The organism is Microcoleus sp. ARI1-B5, from assembly GCF_036705795.1.
In the GTDB taxonomy this organism is placed as follows: Bacteria; Cyanobacteriota; Cyanobacteriia; order Cyanobacteriales; family Microcoleaceae; genus Microcoleus.
Genome location: NZ_JAUBVK010000024.1, coordinates 68,276 through 87,535, shown reverse-complemented (window position 1 = coordinate 87,535; position 19,260 = coordinate 68,276). Strand labels below are relative to the sequence as shown.

Sequence of the window (19,260 nt, the reverse complement as noted above, 5' to 3'; positions counted from 1 at the left end):
ATCGCGGCAAACCATATTTCCCGAAAGTTGCGATCGCAACTCGAACCGTAGAAAGACTTGGAATGTACCTAACCTAAATTAAAGATGCACAGTCAAAGCTTAATCCCGAAAGCCCGATCGCAACATGAAGCGAGGTCCGATGAAAGGAACTCTCCCACGATCGACTAATTATTCAGCCTCGTAATGAGCGAGGCTGAATTTCGACTGTCAAACGTTTTATCCGACTGTTAGTTTATCCTCTTCCGGTATGTGAGAACTTTGGGAAATCTCCAAATTCTCAGTCCAAGTATGAGCAATATCCAAATTCTCAGTCCAAGTATGAGCAATATCCAGATTCTCAGTCCAAGTATGAGCAATATCCAGATTCTCAGTCCAAGTATGAGCAATATCCAGATTCTCAGTCCAAGTGTGAATAAGAGTCGGTTCTAGCTCATTGATTGCAGTTGAAGAATTGCTGTTAACTGCTGACATGATGCCTCTCCTTCTAAGTAATAAATTTTGTCTGATTCTAAGATTGATTGGGTTCTAAAAGTTGAAAAGTTTACATCTCGTAAGCTACGCAGCTTTTACAGGTTGCAAAATCTCGCAGGGTTTGGCAAAAGGTTGCTCAAAGCTATGGGTTTTTGCATAAACCAGAAGCTCAGCCGTCAGTTCCGTGAAAACTTCAAACAAGTTCTCAACTACCTCACAAGTCTCTTGATAAGTCTCCTCTGTCAGTTGTATGTTTTGAATCAATTGCTGCACTTCTGGCGTCCATATAGTATGAGCTATGTCCACTTCCCAATGAAACCTGCCAAAATAAAGAAACTCCTTTTGGGTAATTGTTCGTAACTCTTGAGCAATAGGTGCCGCCGTTGAGAAGAACACATTACCCGTTGCTTCTATCACTTCCAGGATGACCAACTTAGCGAGCGGACTAGCTCCAAAAGCGGAGCGAAAAATTTGATGTGATACCCAACGCGATGCCTTTGTGTCTTCATTCCAGAGAAAATTCAAAGCCTCACTGAACTTGAGCAATCTATCAATACCCAGTGTTTCCAAATCTTCCAGAAACCACAACCAGTGATGATCGTCTTCATAAGTATGATTGTTAACTATTACCTGAAGAGGATCGTTGGTTGGTTCTTCTCGGAAGACATACTTGTTAAATTCACCAAAACTCATTGCGAAAGGAGCAATGCAGGGAGCGAAAGCTAGGCGTTGTCTTGGGTCTATACTTTTGTCTCGCATAAACTCGAATAGCCCAGATTTAGCAAATTCTTGCTTCTTCTTTTCAATCAATGCTAGGACTTTTTCCATTGTGATGCACCTGATTCTGTCAATAGGCTAGTAACTGTATCACCCTGCGTGTGTGCTGCGAATCACAAAGTTTTGTGTTCTAGATCACGTTTAATTGTGTCTCGATCGTGGAGGCCTGTGCTTTAGAGCGTGCGGTTTGCGGAGCTGAATTATTATAGACAGCTTTTTTCTCCCCAGGGCAAACGCATTTAGCTACGAGAGAATATTCCAGGGCTGGAAGCCTAGATTTGTCGTTATAAGATCGGAGAACATCTGCCTGAATAATTCTCAAGAAATATTACGTATTGAGAAATTACTGGGAGATAAAACGCATTCTTAACCGCAATCTGTCATTCCAAATATTCTCGCTCGGACAGTCATACGTTTGCCCTTTCTTTCCCCTCATTGCCTGGGAAGGTAAAAATACTCAAAGCTAGAGCAAAACCTTGAAGTTATGTGGATGCGTCAGTCATTTGTGCGATCGACCTCACAGAGTTTGTTACAATATGGCAATCTACTCGGTGAGGTGTCAGACCGTACATGATTAAGCCGGAGTTCAAACCAGATGTTCTGTTGTCCGCCCCTCCAGAGGCTCTAAACCTTTAGGCATCCCGCATCTAAAAAATATCCGAGTAATTAATTATACCTATATGTATAAAAAAATTATAATTATTACCTAAAGGTACTTACGTACAGCCCGATCGCGCCCTTGTCAACATCAAGCGCGATTTTAGCCACCTAACACTTAGTCAGAAAATAAAGCAATGAATGTACTTCCCGGTTACAAAATCACAGAAGTTCTTCAACTTGGTGTGAAGTCCATTATTTATCGTGGTGTCAGAGAGTCAGATCGAGCCTCCGTCATCATTAAAACACTCCATACCGAGTATCCCACAATAGAAGAAATTACCCGCTTGAGACATGAATACAAAATTAGCTCTAATCTCAAACTCGAAGGGATTGTCAAACCCTCTAGTATAGAAAAATATAAAAACAGTTTCGCTCTCATATTAGAAGATTGCGGGGGTCAATCTCTCAGACACCATCTCGCAGGTAAAGCAATTAAAATTACGGAGTTTTTGAGCCTTGCCATTCAAATCGTTCAAACTCTCGGAGAAGTGCATCAAAACCTGATTATTCACAAAGATATTAAACCCTCAAATATTATCATAACCCCGGATTTTAAACAAGTAAAAATCACAGACTTTAGCATGGCGACGCGCCTATCCAGAGAGGTTCACCAAAATAGCAATACTACTGTGCTAGAAGGCACTCTAGCCTACATATCCCCAGAGCAAACTGGCCGGATGAACCGCGACCTTGACTACCGAACAGACTTGTACTCTCTCGGCATCACGTTTTATGAAATGCTAATAGGAGAGTTGCCCTTCAATTCAACCGATCCCCTAGAATTAATTCACAGCCACATTGCGGTGACACCAGTTTCTCCCCATCAGCTAAACAATCAAGTCCCGCAGATGGTTTCAACCATTGTCATGAAACTACTAGCTAAAAACGCAGAAGACCGATATCAAAGTGCCTTTGGAGTAAAAGCCGACCTAGAAAATTGTCTGACTCAGCTTCAAACTACGGGCACAATAGAAAAATTTATTCCGGGGACGCTTGACAAATCAGGTCAATTTTTGATTCCCCAAAAACTCTACGGCCGCACACAAGAAGTCGCTGATTTGATGGCATCATTCGAGCGAGTCAGCTTTGGTAAAACAGAGATGGTGTTGGTAAGCGGTTACTCAGGCATCGGTAAAACATCAGTTGTCAGCGAAATTCACAAACCAATTGTCAGGCAGCGGGGTTATTTTATTGCTGGCAAGTTTGACCAATTTAAACGAGATATTCCTTATGCTGCAATGACTCAAGCGTTTGAGTCATTAATGCAGCAGTTATTAACAAAAAGTTCAGAAGAGTTGGCAATTTGGAAAGAAAAGCTCTTGTCGCGGCTAGGTCAAAACGGTGAAATTATTATTGATGTCGTTCCTTCTGTCGAACTAATAATTGGTTCTCAGCCTGCTGTTCCACAATTGGGGCCGACAGAATCTCAAAATCGACTTTTTCGGGTGTTTAAAGAATTCCTGAAGGTGTTTGCCCAAGCCGAACACCCCTTAGTTTTATTTCTGGATGATTTGCAGTGGGCAGATTTAGCTTCCTTAAAATTGATTCAGGAACTCGTTACTGACCCGGATAGCCGATATTTGTTACTGATAGGAGCCTATCGAGATAACGAAGTCAATTCAACTCATCCGTTGGTGCAAACTGTAGAAAAAATTCAACAGACGGGTGCAGCGGTGCATCACATTATCCTCCCATGTTTAGAGTTTACCAATGTCATGCAGCTAGTGCGCGATACCTTGGGCAATGAAACCGAAAATTTCAAGTCTCTGGCAGAGTTGATTTTTAGTAAGACGGGCGGAAATCCATTTTTTATAACTCAACTGCTCTCAACCATGCACTCTGAAAAGCTGCTAGCATTTGATTTCAATATTGGTGCGTGGCAGTGGGACATCAGGGAAATTGAAACCGCTGGCATTGCAGATTACAGTGTCGTTGAATTAGTTGCTCGGAATCTTCAACAACTGCCGGAGGAGACGCAGCAAGTATTAAAATTAGCTGCTTGTACGGGCAACCGTTTTCGCTTAGAAAATTTGGCAATTGTCAGGGGAAAATCGGCATCAGAAACGGCTGCTGATTTATGGGATGCGCTTCAAGCTGGTTTAATTCTGCCAATGAGCGATGCTTACAAAATCCCGTTGGTTGAGGAAAGCGACTCCGGGCGGCAATCCGATGGGGGTGGAGTTGCCAGTCGCGCTCAATCCTCAATATCTTACAGGTTTTTGCACGATCGCGTACAGCAAGCGGCCTACTCTCTCATCCCCGAGTCCCAGAAAAAACAAACCCACTTAAAAATCGGCTCCCTGCTGCTGAATTCAACCCCGAAGAAGGAGATAACAGAAAACATCTTTGATATTGTCAATCAACTCAATATCGGGGTGGAATTCATCACCACTCAGTCAAAGCGAGATGAATTAGCTAACTTTAATCTCATAGCTGGCAAGAAAGCTAAGAGTTCTGCCGCCTATGAAGCGGCACTCAAGTATTTTAATGCAGGTCTAGGACTTTTACCTGAAGAAGCTTGGCAGAGTCACTACGATTTAATCATGGAACTCCATATCGAAGCGCTGGAATTGTCCTACATAAATACCGATTTTGAGCGAGCGTTCCAGCTATCAGAGCTGATTATATTCCGCGCCCAAAACTTGCTAGAAAAAATCAAGGTTTATGAGCTAAAAATAGTTTTTTATTTTAATCAAAATCAAGCTCAAGCTTCGATAGATATAGCTCTCGAAGCTTTGAAAATGCTGGGAATTTCCATCCCTAAAACCCCACACAAACTGAATATTCTCATGGAGCTATTTCAGACCAAACTAGCTTTAAAAAACAAGCAAATTGAGGATTTATTGGAGCTGCCGCCAATGACTGACCCTAATAAAATTGCGGCTATACGGATTTTAACGAATATGTGTCCCGCTGCTTCTGTAACAGCACCCGATATCTTCCCACTCATCTCCTTTAAAATAGTTATTCTTTCTCTTAAGTACGGGAATGCGCCGCTGTCTAGTCACGGGTATGGAAGTTACGGGCTGATTCACTGTGCAGTATTAGGTGATATGGATTCTGGATACCGATACGGTCAACTAGCTCAGGCACTTTTAGAACGATTCCACACCAACTTGCACAACTCTCAAATCTCGCTAAGTTTTAATGGTTTTATCCGTCACTGGTCTGAGCAGGTCAGGGAAAGTCTTATCGGCTTACTTGAGGGTATTCAGAGTGGACTAGAAACGGGAGATGTCAACAATGCTTGTTATTGTGCTAGTTTTTACAGCAATTATATATTTTTGAGTGGCGAACCTCTGGATTCTGTGGAGACTAAGCAGAATCAATATATTCAAATGTTGGTGAATTATCAGAATGAAATTATGATTTATAAAGCCAGAGTTGGGGCGCAAGTTGTCTTAAATTTGCAAGGTAAAACAACCAATCCTCGTCTGTTAGTTGGCGAAAAGTTTAATGAACAAACTATGCTGCCAGCTTTAAGGGAGAGTCAAAATAATCTGGTAGTATTTGTAGTATATTTGTATAAATCATGGCTAAATTATCTATTTAAAGATTATGCTCACTCTGCTGAAAATGCCGTGACAGCATCAAATTATTCTGAGGGTGCGATGTCCACGATGTATGTTCCTATCCACAATTTTTACTATTCCCTAGCACTCTTAGCTTTATACCCCACAGCTTCAAAAAGCGAACAGAAACAATATCTCAAAAAAGTTGCTTCGCTTCAGAAAAAAATGAAGCATTGGGCTTTTCACTGTGCGGAAAATTATCAACACAAATATGACTTAGTAGAGGCCGAGAAAGCGCGAGTATTGGGAGAATATGAAAAAGCAGCTCAGTATTATGACCGAGCGGTGAAAGGAGCATCGAAGAATGAATACATCCACGAAGAAGCGCTAGCAAATGAACTAGCGGCAGAATTTTATCTAGCTAACGGTAGAAAAAAAGTGGCTCAGACTTATCTGATAGATGCTTACTACGGCTATATTCACTGGGGAGCAACCGCCAAGGTTAAACATTTGGAGTCAGAGTATCCCCTGTTTTTACCGGCTGCATCGGCTGCGAAATCGAGAGGGGATGAGATAATTGTTAGCACTCATTCTAGCACGACAAGCAGCAGTCACAGCAGTTTATTAGACTTGACAACTGTTGTGAAAGCGTCTCAAACGCTAGCTAGCGAAATTGTGCTGGACAAGTTGTTAGAAAAGTTAATGAAAATGGTGATTGAGAATGCTGGGGCGCAAAAAGGTTTTCTCCTGATGCCCGAGGCAGGAAAATTGCTGATTCAAGCAGCGGCATCGGTGGAGTCTTCGGACGTTGCAGTTGAGCAATGCCCAAGAGTAGATCCGGCAGAGGTTTTGCCAATAACGGTGATTAATTATGTTGAAAGGACGCGCTCTGATGTGGTTTTAAGCGATGCCGCTAAGGAAGGTCTATTTACACTTGACTATTATATTAAAAAGCATCAAGTGAAATCGGCGCTTTGTACTCCTATTCTGAATCAAAGCAAACTCGTAGGCATCCTTTATCTGGAAAATAATTTAACTGCTGAAGCGTTTTCTCCTACTAGATTGGAGGTTTTGAAAATCCTTTCTTCCCAAGCGGCTATCTCTCTAGAAAATGCGGTACTTGTTGCTAATTTGTCGGCGGCTAAGGAACAGTTGGAGGATTATTCGCGGACGCTGGAGGTGAGAGTTGAAGAGCGGACGCAGGAATTAAAGACTAAAGAAGCTAAGCTGCAAGAAGCTCAAAAACTGGCGCACCTCGGCAACTGGGAATTTGATTTGAAGACGGATCGACTCACTTGGTCTGAGGAAGTATTCCGAATTTTTGGTCTTGACCCTGAACTACCAGAACCGACTATTTTAGAACACCGGAACCAAATTCATCCAGATGACCTAGAGTTGTGGTTAGAGCAAGTAGAAGAAATTATTCAGTTCGGAAAACCTTGTGAGTTTGAATTGAGAATTTTGCGTTCTGATGGAGCGATAAGATATATTTTTGTTAAGGCGCAAGCTATTTATAATGCTGGTACTGTTATTAAGTTATTTGGGACTTTCCAGGAGATTACGGAGCGCAAGTTAGCGGAGGATGCTTTGCGACAGTCGGAGGGGCAATTGAGAGAGAAAGCGGCGCAGTTGGAGGTTACTTTGGGCGAGCTGCGTTCTACGCAGACTCAACTGATTCAAACAGAAAAAATGTCTTCTTTGGGGCAGTTGGTGGCGGGGGTTGCACACGAAATTAATAATCCGATTAATTTCATCTACGGCAATGTCCTCCACGCTAGCGAATATAGCTCGGCTCTGCTGCGGTTGATCGAGCTTTACCAGCAGTCTTACCCGAATCCCACTCCTGAGATTGTGGCTGAAACTGAAGATATTGACCTCGGTTTTCTTCAAGAAGATTTGCCGAAAACCCTGCAATCTATGCAGGTTGGGGTCGATCGCGTTCGCAATATTGTGCTGTCGCTGCGGAATTTCTCAAGGCTTGATGAAGCCGAGATGAAACCAGTGGATATTCACTCCGGGATTGATTCGACTCTGCTAATTTTGCAGCACAGGTTGAAAAAGGATGCACTCGGACATGGCATTGAGGTGGTTAAAGAGTACGGTCAACTGCCGAAGGTAAGTTGTTATGCTTCTGGGTTAAATCAGGTGTTTATGAATGTTTTGAGCAATGCGATCGATGCAGTGGAGTTAGGGGTTGGGCTGCAGGAGGCAACTGCTAGACTCGAAAATCCTTTATCTCAAAGATTTGAGCGAAAGATTAAAATTCGGACTGAGGTATGCGATCGCAATTTTGTGAGAATTTCTATTGCTAACAACGGCGCCGGTATGACTGAGGAAGTGCGATCGAGAGTATTTGACCCTTTCTTTACTACAAAAGCTGTGGGTAAAGGCACGGGTTTGGGGTTGAGTATCAGTTATCAGATTGTAGTCGAGAAACACGGCGGGAAGCTCATGTGCATTTCGGCACCGAATCAAGGGGCGGAGTTTGTGATTGAAATTCCGGTGCAGCGGTGATCCGAACAAAGAAACCGGGTTTTTAACCGGGATTGAGGGTTTTAAGCAAATATTTTGGCTAAAAAACCCGGTTTCTGGCTACCCATAAAAACCCGGTTGTTTGGGTTTTTGTGCGTCTAGGAATCTTCTAAACATCCCGTTCTGTGCGCACCCATTTGGTTTGCCGCTTCAGTATAAAACCCAGATACAAAGGGATTTTCCAAAGGATGTAAAAAGGTACGGATAAAAGGGTTGAACCGGAAATATCGGCACGCCCGAATTTTGCCCAAGCGCTGACAATTGAAACTAAAATTAGCAGTCCTTGTACAGCTAACAAGATCGCAGGAATCGGGGATGCTCCGATAATTGTTGCTAGTATGGAGGTGGCAAAAGCGGCTAGCCAAATAGCGACTAAAAGCGATAGGGGAGGGACGGATAAGTCAAGGGCGATCGCCATTAAGTCAAAACGCTGTTGCTCCACAGAAGCTGTAGCCAGCCTGGGAGTTTGAGTTAGCAACGTCTGCAAGTGTCCGTGTTCCCATCTGGTTCTTTGACTTTTTGCGGCTTGCTGCTGCTGCGGCAAACACCCGGTGACTCTGGCTTCGGGGCAGAATACGGTTGGATGTCCGGCGATCGCCAAATCCAAACTCATTTGCATATCTTCGACGATATTGCTGCTGGCTAAGGGAACATCTCGAACGATTAACCAGGGAAAAGCCATGCCCGTACCTGTTAGCAACGATGGGAATCCTAACTGTTTTAATCCGCTGGGCCGGACTAAGTTTTTAACTAGAAATGCTAAGGCAGAAATGGAATCTTTGGGGGTAGGATTGGGCGGCTGTTCCATTAAATAAGTTGCTTGCACCGGTCTTTGTTCGGCCATTGCAACGCGCGCTAATTTTTCTATGGAGTCTGGCCCGCAGATGCAGTCTGCGTCAACCATGATGATTACTTCTGGGGGGTCTGATGCGATCGACTGCAAGCCGAAATCCAGCGCGTAGCCTTTGCCTTTGCGTTCTGTGTCTTGGCGCTCGATCGCCGTTGCACCGCAGTTGCGGGCGATTTCTGCTGTGGCGTCGGTGCAGTTGTCAGCAATCACTAACAGGCGGTCTTGAGGTGTTAGCTGCGGCAATATGGTGGAGATGGTGGCGGCAATTCCTGCGGCTTCGTTGTAGGCGGGAATTAAGACTGCTACTTTGGGGCGGGGTTCTTGAGTTTTTGCTGTGTCGCCGAAGCTGGACAGGAAAGCTGCACTGCATTCTAGAAATAGAACTGCAACGGGAATTAGAACGATCAGGGCGATCGCCAATACTACAACATCAACAAATAGGAACGGTAGCTGATTTATTTGCACAATTCTAGTACCTTAATTTAATTTAATTTGCTGCGACCCTTGAGTTAATTCAATACAATTGCACCTTGGTCAACTCAGCGAGCAATGCTATCTAAGCTATCCGATCGTGTCTGTTCAAATAACCGTTATCCGGTTCGCAGCATCGGAATGCAAGTCCTCTGATATGAGGACTTTAGTCCTCACTATCTAAACTATCCGATCGTGTCGGTTCAAATAACCGTTATCAGGTTCCCAGCATCGGAATGCAAGTCCTCTGATATGAGGACTTTAGTCCTCACTACAAACCTATTTGATTGCAGTCGTTCGCTCGAACATGATATCATATCATGTCGATTCTTACAATCTTAAGTAAATCACTTAATTAAACCTCAAATACGCTCAGACTTGAGAAACCCGGTATCTCAAAGAAACCGGGTTTCGGGGTGTTCTGTTTTTAATCCACTAAAAACAACGAAGCAATCTCTCAACTATTTTTCAATTACGCTGCATCGCGGACAGGAACAGGTTCAGATTTTTTTTGAGTGTACTGTGCGGGGGGTGCAACTTCTCTGAGATATCTCGACACCGATCGCAAATATCCCACTTCTGCGTGAATAGAATCCAGCGTAGAAAGACTCTCAACTAAGTCATCAAATTCATCAGCAGTAACTCCCGCACAGTTCAAGACTTCTTGATTGAGCCGCCCGTACATTCCTTGCACGAGAAGTTCGATAATTTCCCTGTAGTCAGCGATTTGGGTTCCGTAACCTTGCAATTTCTTCGGATTGACTCCCCACTGCAAAATCTTCAACAACTCTTGGGCGGAACTCCACGCAAAAGAGGAAGCAATCACTTCTTTTTCTGCTGCGACAAGAGCGTGCTTGATTTGCACTTCCGGGAAATCTGGATCGCCGATTAAGCTTTCCAGGTGCGACACTTGTCGATCTAACACGCGCAAAGAAAAAGGAGCTAATTCTACAGTCACCATGTCGCCAGCATTGTCAACTATTCTAAAAGGATCTTCTAGAACATTAATTAGGAGGTGAATGTCTGTAGGTTTGCTCCAGTCAAACTGTCCGAGGAAAAAGGGTTCTTCGTATCCCGGCAAAAGTCCTTGAAAATAAATCGGCAGATTTTTGCCTGATTCAAGAATTTTATAAAGTGCTACTTCCAAGGTTTCTGTCGGCCATCCGAGATTGCTCACTGCGACAAATTTCAGTTTTCCGGGGACGGAGACAATCAGAGAGTTCAGCAATAAATGTACGGCTTCGACAAGATTTTGAGCGGTTACGTAGCGGTGGGGAGCGTGAACGTTGACAGTTTTACCTTGCTCTACTTTTTTGGACATTTGCTCGCAGAACAAGCTATTTTCCAACATATGAGTAAAGCGAACCATCCCGTAAGTGACCTCTCCTTCTTGAGCTGCTTTGGCAAATTGCCATTCGGCAAACTTCTTCGAGGCGGCGTAAACTTCGGTTGTAAAGTATCGAGATGTTTTGCCTGTGGAAGAGAAGATGCAGTCTGCTACGCCGTATTCTTCGCACAGTTGGATGACGTGTTTGCATCCTAACAGGCTGGTTGTAACTGTTTCTCTGATTTTGATTTCAGCTAGTCCGGGTTGGCGTTGGGCTGCTAGGTGAAAAACGATCTCTGGTTTTTCTACCTCAAATATGTGTTTCAGCGCCTCGAAGTTGCGAATGTCGGCGGCATAGAAAGTTACTGCACCTTCTTTGTTAAAGTGGGGGAGAGTTTCTTCGGGGTTTTGACATCGGGCGTTGTCTGCGGAAATGATTTTAGTTGCGCCTAATTCGAGGAGTTTTTCGATTAAGAAAGCGCCGACGCATCCTTCTCCGCCGGTTACGAGAATGGTTTTTCCTTTGATTTTGCTGCTGCAGGCCGATGCGTACAGGTGAATGGTGCGATCGCGCACGTCGGTAAAAGGTTCGGTTTCTAATTGTCCGTCGGCTTGATAGGCCCTGATTAGCTGTGCGGTGAGATTTTGTAATGCTGCTAGGATTTGAGGATCTTGCGGTTCGGGGGAACCGGGGGGAACTAGCTGCTGGATGCGATCGATTATTTCGGCTTTGCTGGCACCTTCAAACACTTCTGAGGGGTTAAATGCACTCTTCACTTTCTTTGCTCCTTTAAATTCTCGAAACACCGTTGCTGATTCAGAGTTGTTAAACTGATTTTCCAGGGACAGAATCTTTAAAAGTCTGCTTTGTTTGAGGATTTTTTAGACTGAAAGCTACTTAATCGGAAAGACACGCGAGCTGCTCTCCTAGTAATTACTTGTATTAAGCCTACTTGTAGTTTTATTAAGCGCTTTTTTAACCTGCTGGCTTTTGCGATGGGTAAAGTCGGAACGTTATCCGTCCAACATTTGTCTCTACAACTATAAACTTAAGTTGCTGGCTGTTGGCAATACGGAAAACATATCTTTATTATTTCTTTGCAATCACCTGCGAGTTTTCACGCAATTTTAAATTTAATGTAAAGTAGCGTCGGCGTAAAAAAGCTTAACATTGTACTTGATAGTGACTCCACAGCATTTTACTGGTCAAGTAAGATGTATTGCACGCTACTAAATATAGTGAAATTTAAGTAAATATACGCACAACAGCGCCAAATATTGCGGTAGGCCGAAAATATTGCTACATATACCAGTTTCAAACGCCTACACAATAAGTCATACTAAATCCGGGTTTGGGGTGCCTTGATTTTTTAGTCGGCCCAGGACACGAAAGTTTGACTCGCGACAGCGGTTTCAACCGCCGCGATCGTAAAGGGTATGAGTAACCCGGATTTAGTATCATTCCTAATTTTTAAATCTAAAATCTCAAATCTCAAATGGTATTAAGTTGTACTCCATTGAAATTTTATATTTCGATGACTTTAGCAAAAATCGTCAAATCCTCTCCCCCGAGCCCCATCGGACTCTCGGACTCTCGGACTCTCTCCCCCGAGCCCCATCGGACCCTCTAATACCACAGACAATCTAGATGCTGTACAGCTTAATTGGTGGGGTAGGGCTGCTGTGCCTACCCCTGTATGTGTGCTGCTACTAGGCGCGAACAATGCGTTCTTTTTTGCTGCCTTCAAAGCCACGAGCGTCCCCAACATCGTAGCCTCCTGTTCGCAAGCGACGGTCTAAATCGCTGGCTTCAGGAGAAGTTTTGGCCGCTTCTTCGATCGTCACTCTGCCTTCAAGCACCAGTTTGTAAAGACCCTGGTTGATAATCTGCATTCCTTCGTAAGTATCATGTTCCATTAATCGGAAAGCTTCATCATCAGCACCTTTCATCAAGTAATCGTGCATGGCCGGCGTATTCACCAAAATATCGTGAACTGCGACGCGGCGGTTGTCAACAGTTGGCAACAAAAGTTGGGCAATTACCGCTACTAAAGAATCGCAAATTTGAATCCGCATCGCCTGCTGTTCCTCGGGCGGGTAGAGGTTCAACAACCGGTTAATAGCGTTAATTGCGCTGCGAGTGTGGAGAGTTCCCAATACTAAGTGACCAGTTTGAGCTGCTTGCAAGGCTGTATTGATGGTAACGCGATCGCGCATTTCCCCGATCAGAATTACATCGGGATCTTCCCGCAAAACTGCCCGCAAAGCCTGCTGAAACTCGTGGGTGTGCAAGCCGACTTCCCGCTGGCTGACCAAGCATTTTTTAGAAGGGTGAATGAATTCGATCGGGTCTTCAATTGTAACTACGTGCTTCTGCTCCATCTGGTTGAGGTGGTCGATCATGGCGGCTACTGTTGTCGATTTCCCCGAACCGGTAGGCCCCGTAACCAATATTAATCCCTGCGATCGCAAAATGATACTTTTGAAAACTTCTGGCAACCTCAAGGAATCGATAGTCGGTATTTCCAAACTAATCAACCGCAATACTAGGGCGCCGCCGCTGAGGGAATCAAAACAGTTTAGCCGACACCGCACGAAGCCGGGGTAAAAAATTGCTGAATCTAATTCCTTGGTAGTTGCAAACTGTTTTCGCTGTTCGGGGGTGAGAATTTCGGCTAAGTAATGTTCAAAAATTTCTGGCGTTACTTTGGGGTGGGTAGTTGCTACTTGCATCACGCCCCGAATCCGAAATCGAGGTACTTGGCCTACTCGAATGTGAATGTCGGAAGCTCCTGCGCTATGGGCATCTCTGACCATTTGTTCGATCGTGCTGGCGGGAGTCTCAACAGCCCGCTGCTGCTGCTGCTGCTGCTGCTGCGCAGGGGGGGGCGCGGGAGGCGCGGGTGCAGGAGGCGCGGGAGTTGCAGCCAAGGGCGGCGGCGGCGGCGGTGTGCGGCGGGCTTGAGCGTCTGGTCGAACGGGTGTAGGATTGTTTAATGGGTTCATTTTTTTGTCTCCAGTCAGTCGATTTTAGATTTGAGATTTTAGATTTTAGATTGACTCGCAGCGCCGTGAATCTGGGAGTTTCAACTCGGGTCTAAAATTTGGGGATTGACCGTGCGCGATCGAGTGTCGGGCTCTTGTATCCGTTATTGGGCGGGGTCAAGGTATGAGTGAAAAAATTCCCGGTTTCTAATCTAATCGCTCGCTTGCTAATTCGGTGCTAAATGCTGAGAATATTTTACAATTAGGCTGGATGGGCGATCGAGCAATTAACAGTTTTAACTCCTATGAACATCGGTCACAAAATTGCCGACTGGCTCGAAAATCGCGCTGTTACTCCCGCCTACGCGGGTTGGCTGCTCTCGGGGATGACGGTGTTCTTTTTTGGGTCTGCTACTAATACAATGTCTGGGTGGCTGTACGCGCTCAGCGGTGGGAGTTTGGCGCTGCTGGGAGTAGCGGCGGTTTTACCTGCAAAATCGCTCCGTTCCTTGGAAGTCCGCCGCCACCCGATCGAACCGGTGAGTGCGGGCGATAAAATCACGATCGAACTTGAAATCGAAAATCGCGCCCGCCAACCTAAAACTTTGTTGCAAGTGGTAGACATCTTACCGTTTGTATTGGGAAAAGAGCTCGTCCGCCCGATCGAGCTGATACAGCCGTCTAGTATATACAGGGATACATACTACGTGGAAGTCCGGCAGCGCGGCGTCTATCGCTGGCAAGAGGTGCACTTGAGGACGGCCGCGCCTTTAGGGTTGTTTTGGTGCCGCCGCAGCCGCCCGGTGAAAGCGGTGGCGGTTGTCTACCCGCAGGTTTTGCCGTTGAGCGCTTGTCCTTTGATCGATCGCATCGGTATAGAAGACAGTCCGCAATTGTACGATCGCAGCCGATCGCAAACCGCAACCGTTGGCCTCACCCGCAACCTGAGACCTTACCGTCACGGAGACCCCACCCGCCTGATTCACTGGCGCACCAGCGCCCGCTACGGAGAACTCCGGGTGAGAGAGTTAGAAGTTGCAGCCGGCGGTCAAGAAATTATTATTGCTCTCGACAGCGCTGCTTTGTGGCAACCAGAGGAATTTGAACGAGCCGTGACAGTAGCTGCGTCTCTTTACTTCTATGCTAGCAAGCGCCTGTTAAACGTCAAACTTTGGACGGCCCGAAGCGGACTCGTCTCGGGAAACCGGGTTGTTTTGGAAACTTTAGCGGCGGTTAATGCTGGGGAAGATGCGATCGATTCTCGATCGCAACTGCCGATAATTTGGCTGACTCAAAACTCTGCAAGTTTAAGCACTCTTACCCAAGGTAGTCGTTGGGTGCTCTGGCCGAGCGCCACTGCGGAAACAGGCGAAAAACTGTTAGTAAAACACGATTTACCGGGTTTGCAAATTCGCTCGGATAGACCTTTAGAACTTCAGTTACAAGATGCTTTAGAAAGAGCAATTAGTTATTAAGATTGAGTGGATAAGTTTTCCGGTATCATATCAAGTCCGCTGACAGCAGAATTGTGCCAGTGCGAGCTGTCGCGAGATCGCGAGTTATGTCCTCTCGCGAACTCGCGACAGCTCGCACTGGTAAAATGATGATTCTGATGCAAACGGAAACGAGAGTACAAGCTTTTCCCAATTTAAATAACATATTTGGGGCGGACAATCTTAGCCCACCCCACAAAATTTTTAATGGTTGAGAGATAATTTTATTTAAATGTCGATCGCGCCGATCGCACTCGTTTGCTGACAAGAAAATATCAATCCCTCTCACTCTTTAGTGTCGGGGAGAGTTTCGACTACATACTCCGGTACATACTCAGCAACCTTCTCAGGTCGATTCTCTGGCAATTTCTCGGGCAATTTATAGGGCAAATTTTCCGGCGGATGCTCGAGCCTGACTCGCCGGATCGGGAGATTTGCAATCAGTGCTGTAGCCCGCTGGTCGCTTTCTAGGCCGAACTCTGACTCCGTAGTATCGATTTCCACGTAGCGAGACACCACCTCTAGAATTTCTCGGCGCATCGACTCAACCATTTCAGGGCTGAGCTCTGAGCGATCGTGGGCTAGAACCAGTTTGAGGCGGCGTTTTACATCGTCGCGGCTGTTGTCAGGCGTGCGCGGGAAAAGTCGTTCGAGAAGTGTATATATCATGGCTCTGGCGGTTTTGTCAAGGGTTGGGCATAGAAAAAATCAGTCGATTTGAGATTTGAGATTTGAGATTGCGGAATCACTCATTCCTTAAGGGTTTAGAAGCTCTCCTACAGTTTCATTCTTTTCGGGAACTGATATCACTGGGGAAAATTTCGGCTAGTTTTTGTGATGCAGTCGCTGCTGTTAAAGATCGATCGCCAATATGGCAGCACATCACATAATTTTAGTGTTTAAGAACTTGCGGAGGCGAGTGAAGAAGTTTTCCCGACGGGGATTGAGATCTAGAAATTCAACTTTTTCGCCTTCTAAGCGGCGGGCAATATTGTCGAAGGCAGTTCCAGCTAAAGAGGCCATTTCCGACAATACTAATGGTTCGCCTCGGTTGGTGGAAACAATGACGCGCTCGTCGTCGGGAACAACGCCTAACAGCCCAATGGCGAGGATTTCCCGCACGTCTTGCACCGACATCATATCATTTGCCAGCACCATTGCGGGCCTGATCCGGTTGACGATTAGCTGGATTTTCTTGACGTTGTTGGCTTCCAGCAGCCCGATGACTCGATCGGCATCGCGGACAGCAGCGATTTCTGGAGTCGTGACAATGACACCTTCAGAGGCCGGGGCGATCGCATTTTGAAAACCCTGTTCAATTCCAGCCGGAGAGTCGATCAAAATATAGTCATATTTTGGTACCAACATCCCGACAAGCTGCTTCATTTGCTCGGCGCTGATGGCATCTTTCATTCGAGTTTGAGCAGCCGGCAACAGCACCAAACGCGGCTGCCGCTTGTCTTTCACCAAAGCTTGCTCTAACCGGCACTCTCCGGCGAGAACTTCTAATGCCGTGTAAACAATGCGGTTTTCTAAGCCCAGCAGCAAGTCTAAATTTCTGAGGCCGAAATCGGCATCAATTACGGCAACGTTGCGCCCCCGCTTAGCTAAAGCCATGCCGAGATTGGCTGTGGAGGTGGTTTTTCCCACTCCGCCTTTCCCTGATGTAACAACAATAATGCGAGCCATAAGCGATTTTAGATTTATTGGGAATTGCGAATTGGTAATTGCGAATTGGTAATTGCGAATTGGTAATTGCGAATTGGTAATTGCGAATTGGTAATTGCGAATTGGTAATTGTGAATTGGTAATTGCGAATTGGTAATTGCGAATTGGTAATTAATACTTGCGAATTATTCTGATGATTGTCGATTATTCGCCCTTAGTCTTTGGTAATTTTGCCAGCATCTTTTATTCCTTGAATCAACTCAACGCTCACAACTAATAAGTCTGATTGTTAGACAAATTTTAGAGAAAGTTGCATTGATATTTTCCCTCGTCCTTTAATGACTGATTTAGCCAAGACAAAAATTATCAAATGCAGGTTGAAACAGCATTACCCATTACCAATTACCCATTACCCATTACCAATTACCCATTACCAATTACCCATTACCCATTACCGATGACCGATGACCAATTACCCATTACCGCCGATTAACTGCGATTTGTCAAAATCAGAGGCTCTACCGATCCGAATCCCCTGAGGCGTCACATAGGCGACTTCCGGGAAAAACTGAGCGGGTGAGGTTTCTGGGCCTCTGGCAACATACTTAGCAATCCTAATCACCATCGGTTCCATCTGCAAGGTCATAATCACGCTTTTGGTGTTGCCGCCGACACCGGCGTGCACTACGCCCCGCAAACGGCCCCAAACTAGGATATCGCCTCCGGCGATGACTGAGCCGCCGGGATTTACGTCTCCCAAAAGTACGATCGTCCCTGGGTGACGAATTTCTACGCCCGATCGCACTGTCATCTGCAAATATAAAGGTTCCGCCAGCGATTGCGGTTTTTCGGCAGAGGCTTTACTCAGCGAAGAAACCGGAGGCTGCTGTTCTACACAATAGCCTGCCGTTGCCGCAGCAACAGCGGTTTGGCGGCGGCTGGTGTGGACTCGTTTGAGTTGCAGATCCACTTCCAAGAGGGCATCGGCGATGGATTGCAGTTGGCGGATATCTAAAAGTCGATCGCTCCCCATCAATTGTACTTCTGCATTTGGCTGCCAAAAGCGTTCTCCTGCATTCAGCCTGACTTTTAGCTGCTGCCAAAGTTCAGTCCAAGTCGATGCCGCACCAGTAGCGGGTTCGCTGTTGGTTTCTGGAGGAAGTAGCAGGAGTAGCCGTCCATCTTCAGTCTTGAGTCGGACTTGCAGCTCTAAGCTGACTTCGGGTGTTGATTGAGGGGCACTGGTAGCAGCGGCTGCGGAGGCATCGGGTGTCATGGGACAGTTTGATCTCGGGTAGGGACAGGTTAACATCAATATTAGCTTGAGTCGTCTTTTGCCTCAGCATTTGGGGGGAAAAGTCTGGTTTTTTTATTTTTAACCGCAGGTATGGCAATTCTATTTCGTTTTTGAACAAGATTTTTTTGGATTCACCGCCCCGATCGCTCTTGACACGGAGAAATAGAATAAAGTAGGGTGCGCCACAAGCACCGAGAGCGCGATAACTAGCGCGTCAAACCACTTTTTTGCCGGACTGTAATTATTAATTTTCAATGACCCCATGCAGCAAATAGAACTTTATCGCGGCAGTCTGCTCGGCTTAGCAGTTGGCGACGCTCTCGGAACAACTTTAGAGTTTTGTCGCCCCGGAACCTTTGAGCCGATTAAAGATCTGGTTGGTGGCGGCCCGTTTCTACTGCAACCGGGAGAGTGGACGGATGATACTTCGATGGCACTTTGTTTAGCTGAAAGTTTGATAGAAAAAAAAGGTTTCGATCCAGTCCATCAATTAGAAACTTATGTGCGGTGGTGCCAAAACGGACATTTGAGCAGTACGGGCGAGTGTTTTGATATTGGCAATACGGTTCAACAAGCACTTTGGCAGTTTGAAGATACAAAAAAGCCTTACTGCGGTGCTACCGAATCTTGGACTGCTGGCAATGGTTCGATTATGCGCTTGGCTCCCGTGCCTTTGTTTTATGCGAACAATCCTTTAGAAGTAATAGACAAATCTGGAGCAAGTTCTAGAACCACTCACGCCGCTGCTACTTGCGTGGATGCTTGCCGCTATTTCGGTACTTTAATTGCGGGGGCTGTGAATGGAATTAGCAAAGAAGTTTTGCTTTCGGACAGATATTGTCCGATTTCTGGATATTGGGCTGCGCACCCGCTGGCGGCAGAAATTGATGAGATTGCGGCGGGTTCTTTTAAATTGCGACAACCTCCTGAAATTAAAGGTACTGGTTATGTTGTCAAGTCTTTGGAGGCGGCACTTTGGGCGTTTTACAACAGTTCTTCTTTTGCTGAAGGCTGTTTGTTGGCTGTGAATTTGGGTGACGACGCGGATACCACTGGTGCGGTTTACGGACAGTTGGCTGGGGCTTTTTACGGAGAATCTGGTATACCGGAAAAATGGCTCTCGCAATTGACAGATTTCAATCTAATCGCATCTTTCGCCGAACAACTCTTGACTGTAGGAATTACACAGGGGTGACGAGAAACCGATTTTTTTTTGA

General features: G+C 45.7%; 10 protein-coding genes and 1 pseudogene. 3 read left to right on the top strand and 8 right to left on the bottom strand.

All coding sequences use genetic code 11. From position 1 onward, the window contains the following. Positions 1-216: 216 nt before the first annotated feature. Complete coding sequence (locus QUB63_RS26435; protein ID WP_332948333.1) at positions 217-471, bottom strand: hypothetical protein; 255 nt, start codon at positions 469-471, stop codon at positions 217-219. An 84-nt stretch (positions 472-555) separates the two neighbouring features. After that, entirely contained in the window at positions 556-1,299 is a 744-nt protein-coding gene (locus QUB63_RS26430) for a hypothetical protein (RefSeq protein ID WP_332948332.1), read from the bottom strand. Positions 1,300-2,042: 743 nt separating this feature from the next. Between QUB63_RS26430 and QUB63_RS26425 the strand changes: the two genes are divergently transcribed. Continuing rightward, positions 2,043-7,934, top strand: a complete 5,892-nt coding sequence (locus QUB63_RS26425; RefSeq protein ID WP_332948331.1) for a trifunctional serine/threonine-protein kinase/ATP-binding protein/sensor histidine kinase — start codon at positions 2,043-2,045, stop codon at positions 7,932-7,934. 127 nt (positions 7,935-8,061) lie between these two features. Here the strand turns inward: QUB63_RS26425 and QUB63_RS26420 are convergent, their stop codons facing one another. The 3 genes from QUB63_RS26420 to QUB63_RS26410 form a co-directional block, all read right to left on the bottom strand. After that, positions 8,062-9,267, bottom strand: a complete 1,206-nt coding sequence (locus QUB63_RS26420; RefSeq protein WP_332948330.1) for a glycosyltransferase family 2 protein — start codon at positions 9,265-9,267, stop codon at positions 8,062-8,064. A 478-nt stretch (positions 9,268-9,745) separates the two neighbouring features. Continuing rightward, positions 9,746-11,377 (bottom strand): polysaccharide biosynthesis protein, encoded by a 1,632-nt coding sequence (locus tag QUB63_RS26415; RefSeq protein WP_332948329.1) that lies wholly within the window; start codon positions 11,375-11,377, stop codon positions 9,746-9,748. Positions 11,378-12,310: 933 nt separating this feature from the next. Then, positions 12,311-13,606, bottom strand: a complete 1,296-nt coding sequence (locus tag QUB63_RS26410; protein ID WP_332948328.1) for a type IV pilus twitching motility protein PilT — start codon at positions 13,604-13,606, stop codon at positions 12,311-12,313. A gap of 284 nt (positions 13,607-13,890) precedes the next feature. Between QUB63_RS26410 and QUB63_RS26405 the strand changes: the two genes are divergently transcribed. Beyond that, positions 13,891-15,060 (top strand): DUF58 domain-containing protein, encoded by a 1,170-nt coding sequence (locus tag QUB63_RS26405; protein ID WP_332948327.1) that lies wholly within the window; start codon positions 13,891-13,893, stop codon positions 15,058-15,060. Positions 15,061-15,468: 408 nt separating this feature from the next. Here the strand turns inward: QUB63_RS26405 and minE are convergent. The 3 genes and pseudogenes from minE to minC all read right to left on the bottom strand — a co-directional run. Beyond that, positions 15,469-15,747, bottom strand: a pseudogene (gene minE, locus QUB63_RS26400) (cell division topological specificity factor MinE); the annotation flags it as partial. Positions 15,748-15,960: 213 nt separating this feature from the next. Beyond that, the gene (gene minD, locus QUB63_RS26395; RefSeq protein ID WP_332948326.1) at positions 15,961-16,767 is read right to left on the bottom strand and encodes a septum site-determining protein MinD; all 807 of its coding nucleotides are present in this window, start codon (positions 16,765-16,767) and stop codon (positions 15,961-15,963) included. Positions 16,768-17,218: 451 nt separating this feature from the next. After that, positions 17,219-18,022 carry a septum site-determining protein MinC gene (gene minC, locus QUB63_RS26390; RefSeq protein WP_332948325.1) on the bottom strand — a complete coding sequence of 268 codons (804 nt, stop codon included), beginning with the start codon at positions 18,020-18,022 and terminating at the stop codon, positions 17,219-17,221. 283 nt (positions 18,023-18,305) lie between these two features. Between minC and QUB63_RS26385 the strand changes: the two genes are divergently transcribed. After that, on the top strand, positions 18,306-19,238 hold the full coding sequence (locus QUB63_RS26385; RefSeq protein WP_332948324.1) for an ADP-ribosylglycohydrolase family protein: 933 nt from the start codon (positions 18,306-18,308) through the stop codon (positions 19,236-19,238). Positions 19,239-19,260: the final 22 nt, after the last annotated feature.

Excerpts from the sequence above, each read along its gene's own strand:
- QUB63_RS26435 (WP_332948333.1), bottom strand. The coding sequence starts at position 471 with ATGTCAGCAGTTAACAGCAATTCTTCAACTGCAATCAATGAGCTAGAA.
- QUB63_RS26430 (WP_332948332.1), bottom strand. The coding sequence starts at position 1,299 with ATGGAAAAAGTCCTAGCATTGATTGAAAAGAAGAAGCAAGAATTTGCT.
- QUB63_RS26425 (WP_332948331.1), top strand. The coding sequence starts at position 2,043 with ATGAATGTACTTCCCGGTTACAAAATCACAGAAGTTCTTCAACTTGGT.
- QUB63_RS26410 (WP_332948328.1), bottom strand. The coding sequence starts at position 13,606 with ATGAACCCATTAAACAATCCTACACCCGTTCGACCAGACGCTCAAGCC.
- QUB63_RS26405 (WP_332948327.1), top strand. The coding sequence starts at position 13,891 with ATGAACATCGGTCACAAAATTGCCGACTGGCTCGAAAATCGCGCTGTT.
- minD (WP_332948326.1), bottom strand. The coding sequence starts at position 16,767 with ATGGCTCGCATTATTGTTGTTACATCAGGGAAAGGCGGAGTGGGAAAA.
- minC (WP_332948325.1), bottom strand. The coding sequence starts at position 18,022 with ATGACACCCGATGCCTCCGCAGCCGCTGCTACCAGTGCCCCTCAATCA.
- QUB63_RS26385 (WP_332948324.1), top strand. The coding sequence starts at position 18,306 with ATGCAGCAAATAGAACTTTATCGCGGCAGTCTGCTCGGCTTAGCAGTT.